The sequence below is a fragment of the Microbacterium sp. NPDC055988 genome (assembly GCF_042269505.1).
Lineage (GTDB): Bacteria > Actinomycetota > Actinomycetes > Actinomycetales > Microbacteriaceae > Microbacterium.
The window spans coordinates 1788368-1803945 of record NZ_JBHJXY010000001.1; the positions used below are offsets into that span (position 1 = coordinate 1788368).

Genomic DNA, 15578 nt, shown 5'->3' on the forward strand with positions numbered 1-15578 from the left:
GATGAGGACCGCTCAGATCAGTGCGAGCTCGCGCAGCTTCGACTCGACGTCGGCGTTCGACGGCTCGACGTGGTGCGAGGCGTCGGGGTACACGACGACGGGGATGTTCGTGCGACCCGAGATCTCCTTCGCGACGTCCGCAGCGGCGGGCTCGGCGACGAGGTCGACGTACGTGTATTCGACCCCCAGTGCATCGAGCTGCTTCTTGGTGCGGATGCAGTCGCGGCACCAGTCGGCGCCGAACATCGTGATGGTGTCGGAGGCAGCAGAAGTCATGCTTCCAGCCTACGGCCGCCGGGATGGGGTGGCGCTGAGAGCGGGTCGGGGTCCTGCGAGCGGTGGCTCAGGCGAAGAATCGTCCGAGCGCTGCAGCGACGGCCGGAGCAGCCTCCTCCGCCATGTGATGTCCGCTGTCGATGGCGAATCCGACGGGTTCCGTGGCCCAGTCGCTCCAGATCTGGAGCGGGTCGCCGTAGAGGGCTTCGAGGTCGTCTCGCTTCGACCACAGCACGAGGGTGGATGCCTGGACGCGGCGACCGGCGGTGCGGTCGGCTTCCTCGTGGTCGCGGTCGACGGAGAGGCCGGCGCGGTAGTCCTCGAGCATCGCGCGGACGACGCGCGGCTCCTGCACCGCCGTCATGAGTTCGGCATGGTTCGCCTCTCCCATGGTCGCGGGGTCGGCCTTGGGTGAATACCAGGCGCTGGGGTCGGCGCCGATCACGCGTTCCGGGATCTCCGGTTGGGCGAAGAAGAACCAGTGCCACCAGCTCATCGCGAACGTCGCGTCCGCGCGCCGGAGGTGTTCGCTGATCGGGATGCAGTCCATGACGGCGAGGCGGTCCACGACCTGCGGGTGATCCAGGGCGAGACGCAGCGCGACGTAGCTTCCCCTGTCATGCCCGGCGAGGTGGAAGTGGTCATGGCCCAGCTGCCGTGCGACCTCGACGATGTCGGCGGCCACGGCACGCTTGGAATGCGCGGCGTGGTCGGCGGTGGGTTTCGGTCCGCGGGAGCGACCGTAGCCGCGAAGGTCCGGGCAGATGACGTGGAAGCCGCGATCCACGAGCAGCGGGGCGACGCGATGCCAGGTGGCGGAGGTTCGCGGATGCCCGTGCAGCAGCACCACCGGCGGGCCGGAGCCCCCGTGCCGCACGAAGATCTCGGCGGCGTCCGTCGTGATCGTCGTCGTGGCGAAGCCCGGGAAGAGCGCGTCCTCCTGATCCGGGCTCGGGATCCTCATCGACCCCTGTCCACTTCTTCGGGCAGGTGCTCCACGGGGATCACGACCACGTCCTGCATCTTCCAGTCGATGTCGGCGATCCCCTCCGCAGCGGCGGTGAGGTCGTCCAGTGGCACCTTTCGCCGATGGGGCACGACGAACGCCTCGATGTGGAAGACCTGACCCTGATCGCGCATCCGCACACCGGCCTGCGCAACCCAGGGGCGGCTGCGCAGGTACGACACGATGTCGGCGGCGAGCGGGTGCGGGTGCTTGCTGTCGTAGGTGCGCGCGCGCTGATCCATGAGGTCGACCACGGCCGTCTTGGTGTTGCGGAAGCCGTCCCAGATGATGCCGAGGGAGATGAACAGGGCTGCCGCGCCATCCAGCCACCACGCGCCGACGCCGATGCCGAGCACGCCGACGACCGATGCCACCGTGGTCTGCCAGTCCGCCTTCGCCATGTCCGCATCCGCGTACAGCAGCTTGTTGTGCAGCACGGGCGCGAGCTTCGATTTCGCGGGGCCGTAGAAGAACACGGGCCCGATGATCACGACGACCATGACGCTCACCATGAGCCACCCGAGCCAGATCGTCTGCCCGAACAGCTGCACGGTGCCGATCGTGGGATGCTCGGCCGCGATCAGTCCGGTCACGGCCTCGACAGCGAGGTTCAGCCCCACGGCGAGCAGCGCCACTCCGGCCACGAGATGCCCGACGCCCATCGCCCGGTGCAGGCCGTATGGGTGCTTCTTCGTGGGGCGGCGGCGCACGAAGATCAGCGCCGTCAGGAAGGCGAACTGCGGGATCAGGGAGAGCATGTCCTCGATCCAGGCTGTCCGCATGGCTTGCGACTCACCGACCACGAGGGCGATCACGGCGATCGTGATGGAGGTGTACACGATCGTGAAGATCTCCCACTTGACCGCGCGACGAACTGCGCGCGCCTGCTCGGCGGGCAGGGTGGTGCGGCCGAACTGCCGGGTCTCGATCATCTGCCGACCTCCTCGTCGAGGAAGGTCTCCAGGGCCGACAGGAATGCGTTCTCGCCCAGCGGCACCAGCATCACGAGTTCGCGACCCTCGGCGCCCTCGATCCCGCGATAGCCTCGCGTGACGCCGGCCTTGTCGACCCAGGGGGTGTCGGGGGTGATGCCGCCGGCGATGAGGTCGAGGTTGCCCGCTTCGAGTTCCGTCACCAGCGTCTCCTCCGAGGCGACGGTCCAGTCGGTCTCGGCGTCGATGCGGTCGGCGAAGCGGTCCACGATGTCGACGATCGCGCCGGAGGGGTCGTCACCGATCACCTCCACCAGCTCGCCATCCGGGGACGTGCCGACGCGGAGCACTCCTCCCGTCACGGAGTCCAGGGTGCCGTCGGGGTCGGTGGGGACGGTGAGTCCGCACCCGGAGAGGAGCGCGACGACGGCGATCCCTGCGAGGACGGAGACGGGGCGTCGAATGCGCCGTCGGTACGGCATCTCAGATCGATCCACGCTCCGAGAGTCCTCCGGGCGGCATCGTCGCGCAAAGGCGTTGACGAGCGGCTCTGCCGAGCGCTAGAGCCGCGCGGGTCACGGACCACCCTCTTGTGAGTAAGGGTACCCTTACCTATACTCGAAGCCATGAGCAGCGCATGCGAGCACCTGCAGGATCCCGACTGGGACGACATCGAAGGTGCCGTGCTCATCGCCGGCGACGCGGCCGATGCCGGCATCATCGCGAGCATCGCAGCGCGACTGCCGTGGGACGCGCAGGGCGTGATCCTCCTCGAAGCCGCGGCGCGCATCCAGTTCCGTCACATCGACGTGCCCGAGGGGGTGTCGGTGCGCTGGTTGGTGCGCGGTGACGGCATCCGTGCGCACACGCGTGGTGAGCGGCTGGCCAACGCCGTGCACGCCTGGTGCGTCGAGTGGACCTGCTCCGAGCCGCCGTCGCAGTGGACGGTCTGGCTCGGGCCGCACACGCCGCCGCACGTCGCGCGGATGGCGCGCAGCCTGCTCGGCGTCGCGAACTGAGCGATCCGGGGATGGGCCCCGGCGTCAGCGACTTGCGGCGACGGCTGGCGCGCTCGCGCCGGCGGTGATCGCGTCGAGCGCACGGCGCAGCGACGAGCTCGACGTGTGAGCCGTGTACGGGAAGTAGACGACCTCGACCCCGACCTCGGCGAAGTCGCGCTCCAGGCGCAGCCCCTTGTCGGTTCCGCGCCAGTCATCGCCCTTGAAGAAGTGCGTGAACTGCACGTCGCGCCACGAGTCCATCTTCGACGGCGTCGTCTCGACGTAGACGTCGTCGACGAACGAGATGTGCTTCACGATCTCCGCACGCTCGGCCGTCGGGATGACTGGCTCGATGCCCTTCACCTGACGCAGCATCTCGTCGCTGACGACGCCTGCGATCAGAATGTCGCAGTGCTGCTTGGCGTGACGAAGTAGATTCAGATGCCCGACGTGAAACAGGTCGAAAGCACCAACGGCGTAGCCGATACGCGTCCCCATGATCTCCCCAGATCAGTAATTCCCCAGTAAGCGGATCCCCACCCGCTTCGCGACTCCCACAGCCGCGGTTCGACAGTCTAGCAGGTCTGGGTTTCGTTCCCCACAGCAACCCATGGAACGATGGAGGCCGCACGCGGTGCGTGCGCGGAACAGGGGGCTGACGTGGGGACACCGGTCACGGTCATCGTGCCGACGTTCAACGAACGCGACAACGTCGCGGAACTCGTCGCCCGCACCGCCGCCGCGCTCGCCGGATGGGACGCCGAGGTCCTGTTCGTCGACGACAGCGCCGACGACACCGCCGCCGAGGTCGAACGGGTCGCGGTCGACGCCCCGATTCCCGTGCGGGTCATCCACCGCACCGACAACAGAGGCGGACTCGGCGGAGCCGTGGCCGTGGGACTCGAGGCCGCGGCATCCGATGTCTGCATCGTCATGGACGGCGATCTGCAGCATCCGCCCGAACTCCTTCCGATCCTGCTCGAGCGGTTCGCGCAGGGTGATGCCGACCTCGTCGCCGCGTCCCGCTACATCGGCGGAGGCGACACCAGCGGCCTCGGCACCGCCGTGCGCTTCGGCGTCTCCCGCGTGGCGACCTGGCTGACCAGGGCGATGTTCCCCATCCGTCTCGCGCGCAGCACCGACCCGATGACCGGCTTCTTCCTCGTCGACCGGCGTCAGCTCGACCTGTCGGCGCTCCAGCCGCAGGGCTTCAAGATCCTCCTCGAGATCCTCGCGCGCAACGATCTGCGCATCGCCGAGGTGCCGATGGAGTTCGCGGAGCGCCGGCACGGCACGTCGAAGGCGAGCCTGCGCCAGGGGGCGACCTTCATCGCGCACCTCGCCCGCCTGCGCTTCGGGAAGATGTCGCTGTTCGCGCTCATCGGCGTGATCGGCGCGGCCGCGAATCTCGGCATCATGTGGGCTCTCACCGCCGCGGGTGTGCCGTACGTCTGGGCGGCCATCATCGGGGCCGAGGTCACGATCATCGGCAACTTCCTGCTGCAGGAGCGGTTCGTGTTCGCCGACATGCGCACGGATGCCCGCGCTCTCGGTATCCGCTTCGCCAGCTCCTTCGCGTTCAACAACGTCGAGGCCGCACTGCGGATCCCGATGATGGCGCTCATGGTCGAGTCCTGGCACATCTCGAGCGTGCTCGCGACGGCGCTCTCGCTGATCGTCGCGTTCTTCGCCCGGTTCCTGTTCCACTCGCTCGTCGTCTACGCGCCGCAGCGGCGGCGCAAGGGCGATGCCGCGGGGGCCGAGCCGCCGACGGACACCGCCGCCCTGCGCGTCATCCGCGCGATCGATGCCGAGGCGATGAAGCCGGGTGAGCTCTAGCTGCTCGCGGCGAGGTACGCCTCGAGGGCGGCGTCCGCGTCCCGCGGCGTCCATCCCGTCGCCTGGATGCGGTCGAGGTCCAGCACGCTGTTGAGCGGGCGCGGGGCGATCGGGCCGGCCTGGTCGGCGAAGTACTCCGTCGTGGTCACATCCGTCACGGCGGACGGGTCATGTCCGGTCAGGCGGTACACGGCGCGCGCGATGTCGGCCCACGACCGCGGCTCTCCCGCACCGGTCACGTTGTAGACGCCGTAGGGCGCGGCTGTCGACAGCAGGTGCAGGATCGCCGAGGCCAGATCTTCGGTGAAGGTCAGGCGCCCGATCTGGTCGCCGACGACCCGAGGAGCGATGCCCCGCTCGGCGAGCGATGCCATCGTGCGCACGAAGTTGCGCCCCTCGCCGATGACCCATGATGTGCGGACGATGTAGTGTCGCGGCACCGTGGCGGCGACCGCGTCGCCCGCGGCCTTCGTCTGTCCGTAGACCCCGAGCGGGCGCACCGCGTCGGTCTCCGTGTACGCGCCGGCTTTCATGCCGTCGAACACGTAGTCGCTGGACACGTGCACGAGGGTGATGCCGTTCTCGGCGGCGACGCGCGCCAACGCGGTCACTCCGCCGACGTTCGACGACCAGGCGTCAGCACGCCCTTCGTCGGTCTCGGCGAGATCGACCGCTGTGTAGGCGGCGGCGTTGACGATCGCGCGGTAGTCGCGCCAGCGCCGCGCCGTGGCCAGGTCGTCGGTCCGCAGATCGAGGGTCTCCCGCGTCGTGTACTCCACGTGCTCGACGTCGCCGAGCGCGGCGCGCAGGGCGAGCCCGAGCTGACCGGCGCCGCCGAGCACGAGGATCTTCTTCGGTCCGATCGGCGTCACGTCGGCGAGGCGCGGGTGCGCGAGGTCTTTGGGCGAGACCTCGACGTCGGCGAGCGGGATCGGCCACGCGATCGCCGCGGTCTCGTCCGCGAGGTTCAGGAACGAGTATTCGGCGTCGGGTGACCAGTGGTCGTTGACGAGGTAGGTGTAGGCCGTGTCCGCCTCGAGGGTCTGATACGAGTTGCCGACGCCGCGGGGCACCAGGATCGCGCGCGACGGATCGATCTCCGTCGTGAAGAGCGTGCCGAACGTATCGCCGGCACGCAGGTCGACCCACGCGCCGAAGATCTTCCCGGTCGCGACCGAGACCCACTTGTCCCAGGGCTCCGCATGGATGCCGCGCGTGGTGCCGACGGCATCGTTGAAGGAGATGTTGTTCTGCACCGGGCCGAAGTCCGGGAGACCGGCGGCGACCATCTTCTCGCGCTGCCAGTTCTCCTTGAACCATCCGCGCGAATCCCCGTGCACGGGCAGGTCGACGACGAGCAGGCCGGGGATCGGCGTCTCGGTGACCGTGAGCGCCTTGCCGAACTCCGTCATCACTGACCCTTCGCCGCGTAGAACGACTCGGTGGCGTCCTTCGCCGGCGCCCACCAGTCCTCGTTCTCCCGGTACCAGTCGATCGTCGAGGCGAGGCCCGACTCGAAGTCGGAGAACTGCGGCGCCCAGCCCAGCTCGGTGCGGAGTTTCGTGGAGTCGATCGCGTAGCGCAGGTCGTGACCGGCGCGATCGGTCACGTGGTCGTAGGCGTCCGCCGGCTGCCCCATCTGCGTGAGGATGAGCTCGACGACCGACTTGTTGTCCTTCTCGCCGTCGGCGCCGATCAGGTACGTCTCGCCGATCTCGCCCTTGTCGAGGATCGTGAGCACGGCGGAGGAGTGATCGTCGGCGTGGATCCAGTCGCGCACGTTCTGGCCTGCGCCGTAGAGCTTCGGGCGGATGCCGCGGAGCACGTTGGTGATCTGACGCGGGATGAACTTCTCGACGTGCTGGTAGGGGCCGTAGTTGTTCGAGCAGTTCGAGATCGTCGCCTGCACTCCGAACGACCGCACCCAGGCGCGCACCAGCAGGTCGCTGCCCGCCTTCGTCGACGAGTACGGCGACGAGGGGTTGTACGGGGTGTTCTCGGTGAAGCGCTGCGGGTCGTCGAGCTCCAGATCGCCGTACACCTCGTCGGTCGAGATGTGGTGGAAGCGGCGCTCGTGCCGGCGCGCGGCCTCGAGCAGCGTGTACGTGCCGATGATGTTGGTGTCGAGGAAGGGCCGCGGGTCGTGCAGCGAGTTGTCGTTGTGCGACTCCGCCGCGTAGTGCACGACCGCGTCGGTCTTCGCGAAGAGCGCGTCGACGAGCTCGGCATCGGCGATGTCGCCCTCGACGAGTTCGACCCGGTCGGCGGGGAGCCCGGCGAGCGACGCGCGGTTGCCCGCGTAGGTCAGCTTGTCGAGGACGGTCACGTGCGCGTCGGTGTGCGCCACGACATGGTGCACGAAGTTCGATCCGATGAAACCGGCGCCGCCGGTCACGAGCAGCCGGGTCATCGCTTTCCTCGTTCCAGGAGTTCGAGCAGGTAGGAGCCGTAGCCCGACTTCACGAGCGCCTCGGCTCGTACCCGCAGCTCGTCGTCGTCGAGGAATCCCTGGCGCCAGGCGACCTCTTCGGGCACACCGATCTTCATGCCGGTGCGGCGCTCCATCGTGCGCACGTAGTCGGCGGCATCCGTCATCTGATCGAACGTCCCGGTGTCGAGCCAGGCGGTGCCGCGGGGCAGCACCTCGACCTGGAGCTTGCCGCGCTCGAGGTACTCGCGGTTGACGTCGGTGATCTCGTACTCGCCGCGCGCGCTCGGCGCGAGGTCGCGAGCGATCGCGATCACGTCGTTGTCGTAGAAGTACAGTCCGGGCACCGCGTAGTTGCTCTGCGGATGCTTCGGCTTCTCCTCGAGCGAGATCGCCTGGCCGGCGTCGTCGAACGCCACGACGCCGTACGCCTCCGGCTCGGCCACCCAGTAGGCGAAGACCGCGCCGCCGTCGATGTCGGCGAAGCGCTTGAGCTGCGTGCCGAGGCCCGGGCCGTAGAGCAGGTTGTCGCCGAGCACGAGCGCCACGCTGTCGTCGCCGATGAAGTCCGCACCGATCGTGAACGCCTGCGCGAGTCCGTCCGGCGACTCCTGCTGCGCGAACGTCAGCGAGATCCCGAACTGCGAACCGTCTCCGAGGAGTCTCTCGAAGTGGGCGGCGTCGTGCGGGGTGGTGATGACGAGGATGTCGCGGATCCCGGCCAGCATCAGCGTCGACAGCGGGTAGTAGACCATCGGCTTGTCATAGACCGGGATCAGCTGCTTCGAGACCCCCAGCGTGATCGGATGCAGTCGCGTGCCCGAACCGCCCGCCAGAATGATGCCCTTCATGATCCCCCTCGTGAAAACGTCGATGTCCATGGTGGCGTCACAGAAGGGACGGCCATCCCCTGCCGTCCGACGACCCCCACAGTCGTACGCTCGACTCTAGCGGGTCGCATCGCCGCGTGGTGGGCGGATGCTGTGACGGCCGGGGTCTGAGCCGAGCAGCTGCCCGGCGGAAATCGACACTTGTCAGGAATCGAGCCGGGGGTCCATAGTTGGCTCGTGGAATCCGAGGATGGGGCCTCGCTGTCTCTCACCTGGGCTCATCGCGCCGAACAGTCGGCGCCGGCTTGGGCGCAGAGCCATGCCAGGGGCGAGGTGCCGAGCGTGTGGCCGTACGGACTGGACGCGCTGCGTGATCATGCGGCCGTGCAGGTGATCGATCTCCCGCCGCCCGGTCGAGTTCCCCGCGTGCGAGCGCGGCTGGGCATCGGGCCCCGTCCCGTCGCGGGCCTGGCGGTGTCCTGGGACGAGAACACCGCATATCGCCTGCAGGTCCTGCGTCCCCGCGCGCGATTCGCCACCGGCGTGATCTGGCTCACCGACATGGCGCGGGCCGGGTCCACACCGCCGCGCCTGCTCTCGATGCTGAGCGGTGCGGAGTCCGCGTGGGTGCTCAGCGAAGCACAGGTCGATCCGCTCCGGGACCTGCTGGGGACCCGAGGTCCGCGGGTCTTCCCGATCCCGTTCGGCATCGACAGTGACTTCTTCAGCGCGCGGCCTTCTCCGACGCAGCCGCGGATCGTCAGTGTCGGCAACGATCGTGACCGCGATCCGGCGACGCTCTACGCGGCGCTCGCGCGGGTGCTGGCCGCGCGGCCGGACACGGAGGTCGTGGTGCAGACCGCTTCAGAACTCGTGCCGCCCGAGGGGGTGCGGGTGGTCCGGCATATGCCGCATGCGGAGCTTCGAGATCTCTATGCGACCGCCAGCGTCATCGTGGTCCCGACCAGACCGAACCTGCACGCCTCGGGGATGACGGTGGCCCTGGAAGCACTCGCGACCGCCCGCCCGGTCGTGGTCTCGGACACGCCCGGCATGGCGCAGTACGTGAGCGAGGGCCGGACCGGACACCTCGTGCCGCCCGGAGACGCGGAGGCACTCGCGGGCGCCGTGCTGCGACTGCTCGATGACCCGGGACGTGCGGCCGAACTCGGGCGGAACGGCCGGATCGAGGTGGAGCGCAACTTCACGACGCAGATCATGGTCGCAGCTCTCGTGCAGGGGCTGCTGTCCCGGGCATGACGGCGGCGGTCACGCACCGAGGCCCGGGCGCGACCACCGCCGGTGTCACGTCGTGGTCGGCACGTCGCTGATGACGTACTTCGTCTTGCCGCCCGTGTATGGCAGCGCGTCGACGTACTCGACGGTCACCGGCACCTCGTCGGCGATCCGCTCGCGCAGGGAGGTGACCGCGCTCTCGATCTGATCCCGCGCCTGCGCACCGTCGCCGACGACGACGCGGATGATGATCGAATAGTCGGAGAGCTGATGGATCTGGAAGAGCCGGACTGCTTCCGGGTGCGCGGCGAACATCCCCATGAGGCGATGCGCGAGCACGGTCCCGCTGGGCAGACGGATCAGGTCCGTCGTCCGGCCCTGCGGCTGTTCCATGAGCGGAAGGGCGCGGCCGCAGCGGCAGGGTTCCCCGCGCAGGATGCCCTTGTCGCCCGTGCGATATCGGATCATGGGGAACACGCGATTGCGAAGGTCCGTGATGACGAGGTCGCCGAGCTGGCCCGGGGCCGCGGGAGCGCCGTCTTCATCCACCACCTCGACGCGTCGGACATCCGCGAACACGTGGAGCCCGTCGCGGTGGCCGCACTCGCCGGCGATCCAGCCGAACTCGGAACCGCGGTACTCGTCGTAGACGGGAGCGCCGAAGACGGACTCGAGACGAGCGCGGACGGATGCCGTGAGCGGCGCAGCCGTCGTCGCGATCGCCGTCGGTGCGGGGACGGTCAGCTTTCGGCGTTCCAGGAAGTCGGCGAACTCCAGCATCGCTCCCACGTAGCCCTCGATCAGGCGCGGTCGGGTCGCCGTGAGCTGGCGATGGAACGTCTCCATGGTCTGCGCCGAGATGAGACCGGCGTCGAGGTAGACCTGCTTGGTCGGCCACCAGGCCACGTCGTTCTTGAGGGTCGCCAGGCGGCCGAAGTTCCAACGACCCACACGGGCGAGGTCGTCGGACGGCTCCACTCCCCACCAGGAGTACATCCGCCAGCTCAGCGCGAGTGACGGCACCCGGGCGTCGTGGAACGTGGCCAGCGGCTCCCCGGTGCTCCCCCCGGTCAGCGCGGGACGAGCGTTGGCGTCCGTCGCCTCTGCGGTGCGGAACTCCGCCGCGTGCTGTTTCACCGTGGCGCGATCGAGGATCGGCAGCGCCGCCCACGCCTCCGGATCGATCAGGGAGTTCGGGCGGATGCCGAGCTCGCCGTAATGCCGGCCGTAGAACGGCGAGGACTTCATGGCGAACGCCGCGATGTCGCGGGCGAGCCGGTTCTGCATCTGAGTGAACTCGTCCGGCGCGAGGCGCTCGTTCGCCAGGAGCTCGCGGTGGAACGAACCCGCTTTCGCGCGCACGGTCGCTGCTTTCGCGCGGAAGAACGCGCGTCTCATCGGTGTGGACATCAATACAGCCTCTCGTCGTCGAAGGAAGCGCTCGTCGGATCCGGCTCAGTGGCGCCGTCGTTTGTGGACGACGGCCGCGCGGAACGCGTCCCGGTGCGCGCGGCCGGCATCGGCCCACTCGCGGCGCGACAGGTCGGGCGAGCCCGTCAGCGTCGACACGGCACGCCACGCCTCGACGACCGTCGAGGCGTCCAGGTCTCCGTCGTACATGAGCACCCATTCGGGGCCGACCTCGCGCGCGAGCGCCTCGTTCGCCTCGTTGCGCGGCACCAGCACCGGACGTGCCATCGACAAGGCGGCGAGGACGCTGCCGGAGTTGTGCATGAAGCGGTAGGCCAGCACGATGAGCTCGGACGAGGTCGCGAGCTGGACGAGCTCGGCGTCGCTCAGGAAGTCGAGGTGCAGCTCGACACCCGGAAGGCCCGCGGTCCGGGCTCGCAGGTCGTCGCCGAGCTCGGGGGTGGACGGGCGTCCGCCGATCTTCAGGCTGAGTGTCGGCTCGGTCGCGACGGCCTCCGCATACGCGTCGATGAACCCTTCCAGGCCCTTGTAGCGGCGGACCCCGCCGAAGGATCCGAGTCGTCCGGGCACGCGCTCGGCGGAAGGGAACTTCGCATACCAGTCGCGGTAATGGCCGTGCAGGATCAGGCTGTGCGGTGTCCCCGGAGGCAGCGGCGTCGTCTCGTTGATGAGGATCCGGTAATCCGTGTGGCGGTCGATGAAGCGCAGCAGCCACAGTCGCGGCGCGTTGTCGTCGGGGAGCTCGATGTTGTGGACCGTGCGCACCACCGCGATGCGCCGTGACAGGCGGTGACGGGCCACGAGCGCCGTCGTGAGGAGGTACTTCCCGGTCGACTTCCACCAGCTCGAACCGTGCAGCTTGGCCTCGGGCCAGTGCCAGTGGAAGGCATCGTAGCGGCCGAAGAGGGCCGTCTTCCAGGAGAAGCGCAGGTGCACGAGCCCCTCGGTGGAACCCAGCGCCTCGTCGAGCATCTTGTTGTACGGGTTCGTCGTCGGGCGCGGCGCTCCGAGGGACTGCATCACGCGGACGGTCGATGCGGGGTCGGTCATGGTCGTGTCGTCCTCCGATGGGCGGCTGTACTCGTCATAGCGCCGGCCGAAGGCGGCTGCGACCATCCCGCGGCCGCGGTGCGCTATGCGGGTGCCTCTGGCGTGATGGTCGATGCTCGAGGTGACGGCGCCGAACGCCCGGCGAAGGACGCCGGCCACGATGCGGACGACACCGCCCAGCAATGCGCGTACGCGGAGTGCGCCACGACGCAGCGCGCCCTCCGTCAGCTGCAGCTCGATCCGCGTGTTCGCGTTCGCCGAGCTGAACGCTCGCTGCGCGGCCCAGGATCTGCTGAGTCTCGCGGCGACGACGGGGTCCTCGGTCTCGGACTCGTTGCACCACACGATCAGGCCACCTCGGCGCACCAGCTGCCGAGAGAAGAGGGTGTCCTCGCCGCCGCCGAGCCCGAGCGACTGATCGAAGCGGAGGCCGAGTCGACGGATGCAGCGGAGGTCGAGCAGGAGGTTCCCTGCCGCCGCGACCTCGAGCACGGTGCCGGTCTCCCGCGTCGGCCGCCGAAAGGTCCCGGAGGTGAGCAGCCAAGGATCCACGTCCTCGTCGAAGATCGAGATCACGCGCCCCATCACCGCATCAGCACCGTGCTCGCGCCAGACCGTGAGAAGGGAGGAGAGCCAGCGCTCCCGCGGGATCTCGTCGTCGTCGATGAAGGCGACCAGATCGCGCGCCGCGCATTCGTCCAGGATCCGGTTGCGGGCTGCAGCGATGCCGGGGGTCGGTTCGACGACGTACCGCACCGGCAGGTCTGCGCGCTCCGCGACCTCCCGAGCGGAGCCGGCGGCGTCGTTGTCGACGACCAGCACATCGATCTCGACCCCGAGCTCCCCGCATTCCGCGATGCGCGGCGGGAGCGCGAGGAGCAGAGCCTCGAGGAGCTCCGGCCGTCGATACGTGGGTATGCCGATCGTCACCGCGATCATGTCGCTCGATTCCCGTCCCCTGGTCATCCACACCATCCCCCATGGCAGTCGTGCCATCCCCATGGCAGTCGTGCGCCTGACTGCGACGCCGGCTCATCGTACCGCGAACCTCGGATTTCCTTCACCGCGTGGCCCTCTCGCGTATAGTCGTTCTCCTGGGAGTCGACGCCGGTCGCGACTCTGGGGAATTCGACCGGCGACCCGATGCGATCCGTGATGCGGATCCGGGGGGAGGATCACGTGTCGTTCGTCCACGGGCGCTTCGCCGTCGTCGTCGTGAACTATGCTTCGGCGGCACTGCTGCGACGCAACCTGGTGGTCGTCGCGCGCGAGGCACGAGAGATCGATCCGGACGTCTCGGTCATCGTGGTCGACAACTGGTCGAGCGCGGACGAGCGCCGTGCCGCCGAAGAGGTCGCTGCCGAGAACGACTGGCTGCTGATCTCGCCCGACACCAACTCGGGCTTCGGCGGAGGCGTCAACATCGGCGTGACCCGCGCGCTCGCCGACGGGGCGACCGATGTCCTCGTCATCAATCCGGATGCGCACATCGACCGGGAGTCGCTGCGGCTGCTCGCCTCCACCACGGCGAACGCACGCACGACTCTCGCGTCCCCGCGCATCTCGGACTCCGAAGGACGCACCTGGTTCGACGGCATCGACCTGCTGCTCGACGACGGCACCATGCGCGCTCGACGCAGGCGGGTCGCGGGGGATGCGCGACCGTTCGAGCCCTGGCTGAGCGGGGCCTGCCTGTGGATCACGCGCGAGGTCTGGGAGCTCGCCGGCGGCTTCGATGACGACTACTTCCTGTACTGGGAAGACGTCGACTTCTCGAGGAAGGTGGTGTCGGCGGGCGGCTCGCTGGCGCTCGTCGAGGAGGCGAGCGCCGTGCACGACGAGGGCGGGACGCAGCGCTCCGGACCGGAGCTGTCGCGAGCCAAGTCCGAGGCGTACTACTACTACAACATCCGCAATCGGATGCTCTTCGCGGTGCGCCACCTCGACGACGCGGACGTGCGACGCTGGCGTCGCTCGATCCCGCGGACGGCCCGAGAGGTGATCCTCCGCGGAGGACGTCGGCAGCTGATCCAGTCGGCCGCACCGATCCGCGCCTACTTCCGTGGAGTTCGCGAGGCGCGGCGGATCGCTCGTACGCAGGGGGCAGACCAGAAGGGCAGGAAATGGTCGTAGACGCTTACCACCGTCTCGCGCGTGCGCAGAAGGGGCACGCTCGTGGCGCGCCCGCGTACTCCGTGTACGTGAATCGTCGGATCGGAAGAGTCCTCGCCGCCGTCGCGTACCGGATCGGTCTCACCCCGAACCAGGTCTCGATCATCAGCGCCGTGCACTCGTTCGTGGCCATCGGCCTCATCGCCTTCGGGCCGGTGAACGTGCCGCTGGGCCTGCTGATCGCGCTGCTCCTCGTCCTCGGCTACGCGTGGGATTCCGCCGACGGGCAGGTCGCACGACTCCGGGGTGGAGGCAGCCCGCAGGGCGAGTGGCTCGATCACTTCATCGACACGCTGAAGATCGCGTCGCTCCATCTGGCGGTGCTGATCGGTCTCTACCGCGTGCTGCCCGACACCCCGCTGCTGCTGCTGATCCCGATCGTGTTCAGCATCGTCGCGTCCACGACGTTCTCCGGCATGCTCCTCAACGACCTCCTCAAGGGCAAGCACGCGGTGGCGTCGACCCACGAACGCGGCGGCGGCACGCTCGTTCGATCGCTCATCCTGCTGCCGACCGATTTCGGTCTGGTCTGCCTGGTCTTCGTGCTCTGGGGCTGGACGTCGGCGTTCCTCATCGGATACGGCCTGCTCTGCGCCGCGGCGACCCTGTTCCTCGCGCTCGCCGCCGTCAAGTGGTTCCGTGAGATCGGAAGGCTCGGTGCCGACGCATGACCGGGGAGAAGATCCTGGTGGTCTGCGCCGCGAACGTCTGCCGGTCTCCGTTGGCAGAACTCGCGCTGAGACGAGGGCTGGGGCCGGAATCCTCCATCTCGGTCAGCAGTGCGGGCGTCCGGGCGAATGACGGCGACGCGATCTGCACGCTGGTGTCGTCGCTTCATGACGACGAGGGCTGGGCGGCGCAGGTGGAGGCTCATCGAGCACGACCGGTCTCCGTGGAACTGATCGAGCAGTCCACCCTCGTCCTCGCGGCGTCGCGGGACATCCGAGGAGAGCTCGTGCGGCTCGCTCCGCGCTCGCGCGACTGGATGTTCACGATCAAGGAGGCGGCGCACCTGGGAGCGGGGTTCTCGTCTTCGGCGGCCGACCGGGTGGCGGAGTACGTCGCACACCTGGATCGCGCCCGCTCGCGGTCGGTGCCGCTCGCCGTCTCGAACGGCGTCGGAAGCCGGGTCCGGCGGCTCTTCGGGAACAGGGGCGCGGCGGATCCGAGCAGCATCGCGGATCGCCACGGCGGCCGCGGTCACCGGGAGACGGTCGCCGAAGTGGAAGCGGCGACGGCGAGTGTCGTAGCTCAGCTGGGCGGGCACCGCAGACATGCGTCCTGAGCCGGCTCTTGTGGTTTTGCGATTCCCGCACTACGATTAGCCGACGCCGCGTTCTGCGTGGTTGAGGGGACCGAAGCCGAGGGGGCTTCGGG

Annotated in this window: 16 protein-coding genes; 6 read left to right on the plus strand and 10 right to left on the minus strand. The window is 68.8% G+C overall.

Going from position 1 to position 15578, the window contains the following annotated elements; all coding sequences use genetic code 11:
• Window positions 1–12: 12 nt before the first annotated feature.
• From ACFC14_RS08605 to ACFC14_RS08620, 4 genes are all read right to left on the minus strand, one after another.
• Window positions 13–276: a glutaredoxin family protein gene (locus ACFC14_RS08605; RefSeq protein WP_376103014.1), complete on the minus strand. Its 264-nt coding sequence runs from the start codon at window positions 274–276 to the stop codon at window positions 13–15.
• A gap of 67 nt (window positions 277–343) precedes the next feature.
• Window positions 344–1240, minus strand: coding sequence for an alpha/beta fold hydrolase (locus ACFC14_RS08610; RefSeq protein WP_376103017.1), 897 nt, complete (start codon window positions 1238–1240; stop codon window positions 344–346).
• Window positions 1237–2214 (minus strand): cation transporter, encoded by a 978-nt coding sequence (locus ACFC14_RS08615; protein ID WP_376103020.1) that lies wholly within the window; start codon window positions 2212–2214, stop codon window positions 1237–1239. Before ACFC14_RS08615 ends, ACFC14_RS08610 begins: the two co-directional genes overlap by 4 nt.
• Window positions 2211–2711 (minus strand): hypothetical protein, encoded by a 501-nt coding sequence (locus ACFC14_RS08620; protein WP_376103023.1) that lies wholly within the window; start codon window positions 2709–2711, stop codon window positions 2211–2213. Before ACFC14_RS08620 ends, ACFC14_RS08615 begins: the two co-directional genes overlap by 4 nt.
• A gap of 129 nt (window positions 2712–2840) precedes the next feature.
• Here ACFC14_RS08620 and ACFC14_RS08625 point away from each other — a divergent pair, with 129 nt between their 5' ends.
• Window positions 2841–3233: an SIP domain-containing protein gene (locus ACFC14_RS08625; protein WP_376103026.1), complete on the plus strand. Its 393-nt coding sequence runs from the start codon at window positions 2841–2843 to the stop codon at window positions 3231–3233.
• Between the two features lie 24 nt (window positions 3234–3257).
• Here the strand turns inward: ACFC14_RS08625 and ACFC14_RS08630 are convergent, their stop codons facing one another.
• Window positions 3258–3713, minus strand: a complete 456-nt coding sequence (locus ACFC14_RS08630; protein ID WP_376103029.1) for an adenylyltransferase/cytidyltransferase family protein — start codon at window positions 3711–3713, stop codon at window positions 3258–3260.
• 120 nt (window positions 3714–3833) lie between these two features.
• On the opposite strand from ACFC14_RS08630, the gene ACFC14_RS08635 reads away from it, so the two are divergent.
• Window positions 3834–5054 carry a glycosyltransferase gene (locus ACFC14_RS08635; RefSeq protein ID WP_376103032.1) on the plus strand — a complete coding sequence of 407 codons (1221 nt, stop codon included), beginning with the start codon at window positions 3834–3836 and terminating at the stop codon, window positions 5052–5054.
• On the opposite strand, the gene ACFC14_RS08640 is transcribed toward ACFC14_RS08635, so the two are convergent.
• From ACFC14_RS08640 to rfbA, 3 genes are read right to left on the minus strand one after another with little or no spacing between them, the layout of a single operon-like run.
• Window positions 5051–6466: a sugar nucleotide-binding protein gene (locus ACFC14_RS08640; protein WP_376103034.1), complete on the minus strand. Its 1416-nt coding sequence runs from the start codon at window positions 6464–6466 to the stop codon at window positions 5051–5053. The two genes, ACFC14_RS08635 and ACFC14_RS08640, sit on opposite strands and share 4 nt — an antisense overlap.
• Window positions 6466–7464, minus strand: coding sequence for a dTDP-glucose 4,6-dehydratase (rfbB, locus tag ACFC14_RS08645; protein ID WP_136040989.1), 999 nt, complete (start codon window positions 7462–7464; stop codon window positions 6466–6468). The genes ACFC14_RS08640 and rfbB overlap by 1 nt, the downstream gene beginning before the upstream one ends.
• A complete protein-coding gene (gene rfbA, locus ACFC14_RS08650; RefSeq protein ID WP_376103037.1) occupies window positions 7461–8333 on the minus strand; it encodes a glucose-1-phosphate thymidylyltransferase RfbA in 873 nt (290 codons plus the stop codon). The genes rfbB and rfbA overlap by 4 nt, the downstream gene beginning before the upstream one ends.
• Before the next feature lie 216 nt (window positions 8334–8549).
• Between rfbA and ACFC14_RS08655 the strand changes: the two genes are divergently transcribed.
• Complete coding sequence (locus tag ACFC14_RS08655; RefSeq protein WP_376103040.1) at window positions 8550–9572, plus strand: glycosyltransferase family 4 protein; 1023 nt, start codon at window positions 8550–8552, stop codon at window positions 9570–9572.
• A 45-nt stretch (window positions 9573–9617) separates the two neighbouring features.
• On the opposite strand, the gene ACFC14_RS08660 is transcribed toward ACFC14_RS08655, so the two are convergent.
• Together ACFC14_RS08660 and ACFC14_RS08665 are read right to left on the minus strand one after the other, a co-directional pair.
• On the minus strand, window positions 9618–10958 hold the full coding sequence (locus ACFC14_RS08660; protein WP_376103043.1) for a phenylacetate--CoA ligase family protein: 1341 nt from the start codon (window positions 10956–10958) through the stop codon (window positions 9618–9620).
• 45 nt (window positions 10959–11003) lie between these two features.
• Window positions 11004–12995 (minus strand): glycosyltransferase, encoded by a 1992-nt coding sequence (locus ACFC14_RS08665; protein WP_376103046.1) that lies wholly within the window; start codon window positions 12993–12995, stop codon window positions 11004–11006.
• 213 nt (window positions 12996–13208) lie between these two features.
• Here ACFC14_RS08665 and ACFC14_RS08670 point away from each other — a divergent pair, with 213 nt between their 5' ends.
• From ACFC14_RS08670 to ACFC14_RS08680, 3 genes are read left to right on the plus strand one after another with little or no spacing between them, the layout of a single operon-like run.
• Complete coding sequence (locus ACFC14_RS08670; RefSeq protein ID WP_376103049.1) at window positions 13209–14162, plus strand: glycosyltransferase family 2 protein; 954 nt, start codon at window positions 13209–13211, stop codon at window positions 14160–14162.
• Entirely contained in the window at window positions 14153–14872 is a 720-nt protein-coding gene (locus ACFC14_RS08675; RefSeq protein WP_376103052.1) for a CDP-alcohol phosphatidyltransferase family protein, read from the plus strand. Before ACFC14_RS08670 ends, ACFC14_RS08675 begins: the two co-directional genes overlap by 10 nt.
• Window positions 14869–15486 (plus strand): hypothetical protein, encoded by a 618-nt coding sequence (locus ACFC14_RS08680; protein WP_376103054.1) that lies wholly within the window; start codon window positions 14869–14871, stop codon window positions 15484–15486. The genes ACFC14_RS08675 and ACFC14_RS08680 overlap by 4 nt, the downstream gene beginning before the upstream one ends.
• Window positions 15487–15578 lie beyond the last annotated feature (92 nt).

Bases quoted from the DNA above. Each gene is read 5' to 3' on its own strand.
- ACFC14_RS08605 (WP_376103014.1), bottom strand. From the start codon at position 276: ATGACTTCTGCTGCCTCCGACACCATCACGATGTTCGGCGCCGACTGG.
- ACFC14_RS08610 (WP_376103017.1), bottom strand. From the start codon at position 1,240: ATGAGGATCCCGAGCCCGGATCAGGAGGACGCGCTCTTCCCGGGCTTC.
- ACFC14_RS08615 (WP_376103020.1), bottom strand. From the start codon at position 2,214: ATGATCGAGACCCGGCAGTTCGGCCGCACCACCCTGCCCGCCGAGCAG.
- ACFC14_RS08625 (WP_376103026.1), top strand. From the start codon at position 2,841: ATGAGCAGCGCATGCGAGCACCTGCAGGATCCCGACTGGGACGACATC.
- ACFC14_RS08630 (WP_376103029.1), bottom strand. From the start codon at position 3,713: ATGGGGACGCGTATCGGCTACGCCGTTGGTGCTTTCGACCTGTTTCAC.
- ACFC14_RS08635 (WP_376103032.1), top strand. From the start codon at position 3,834: ATGGAGGCCGCACGCGGTGCGTGCGCGGAACAGGGGGCTGACGTGGGG.
- ACFC14_RS08640 (WP_376103034.1), bottom strand. From the start codon at position 6,466: ATGACGGAGTTCGGCAAGGCGCTCACGGTCACCGAGACGCCGATCCCC.
- rfbB (WP_136040989.1), bottom strand. From the start codon at position 7,464: ATGACCCGGCTGCTCGTGACCGGCGGCGCCGGTTTCATCGGATCGAAC.
- rfbA (WP_376103037.1), bottom strand. From the start codon at position 8,333: ATGAAGGGCATCATTCTGGCGGGCGGTTCGGGCACGCGACTGCATCCG.
- ACFC14_RS08660 (WP_376103043.1), bottom strand. From the start codon at position 10,958: ATGTCCACACCGATGAGACGCGCGTTCTTCCGCGCGAAAGCAGCGACC.
- ACFC14_RS08665 (WP_376103046.1), bottom strand. From the start codon at position 12,995: ATGACCAGGGGACGGGAATCGAGCGACATGATCGCGGTGACGATCGGC.
- ACFC14_RS08675 (WP_376103052.1), top strand. From the start codon at position 14,153: ATGGTCGTAGACGCTTACCACCGTCTCGCGCGTGCGCAGAAGGGGCAC.
- ACFC14_RS08680 (WP_376103054.1), top strand. From the start codon at position 14,869: ATGACCGGGGAGAAGATCCTGGTGGTCTGCGCCGCGAACGTCTGCCGG.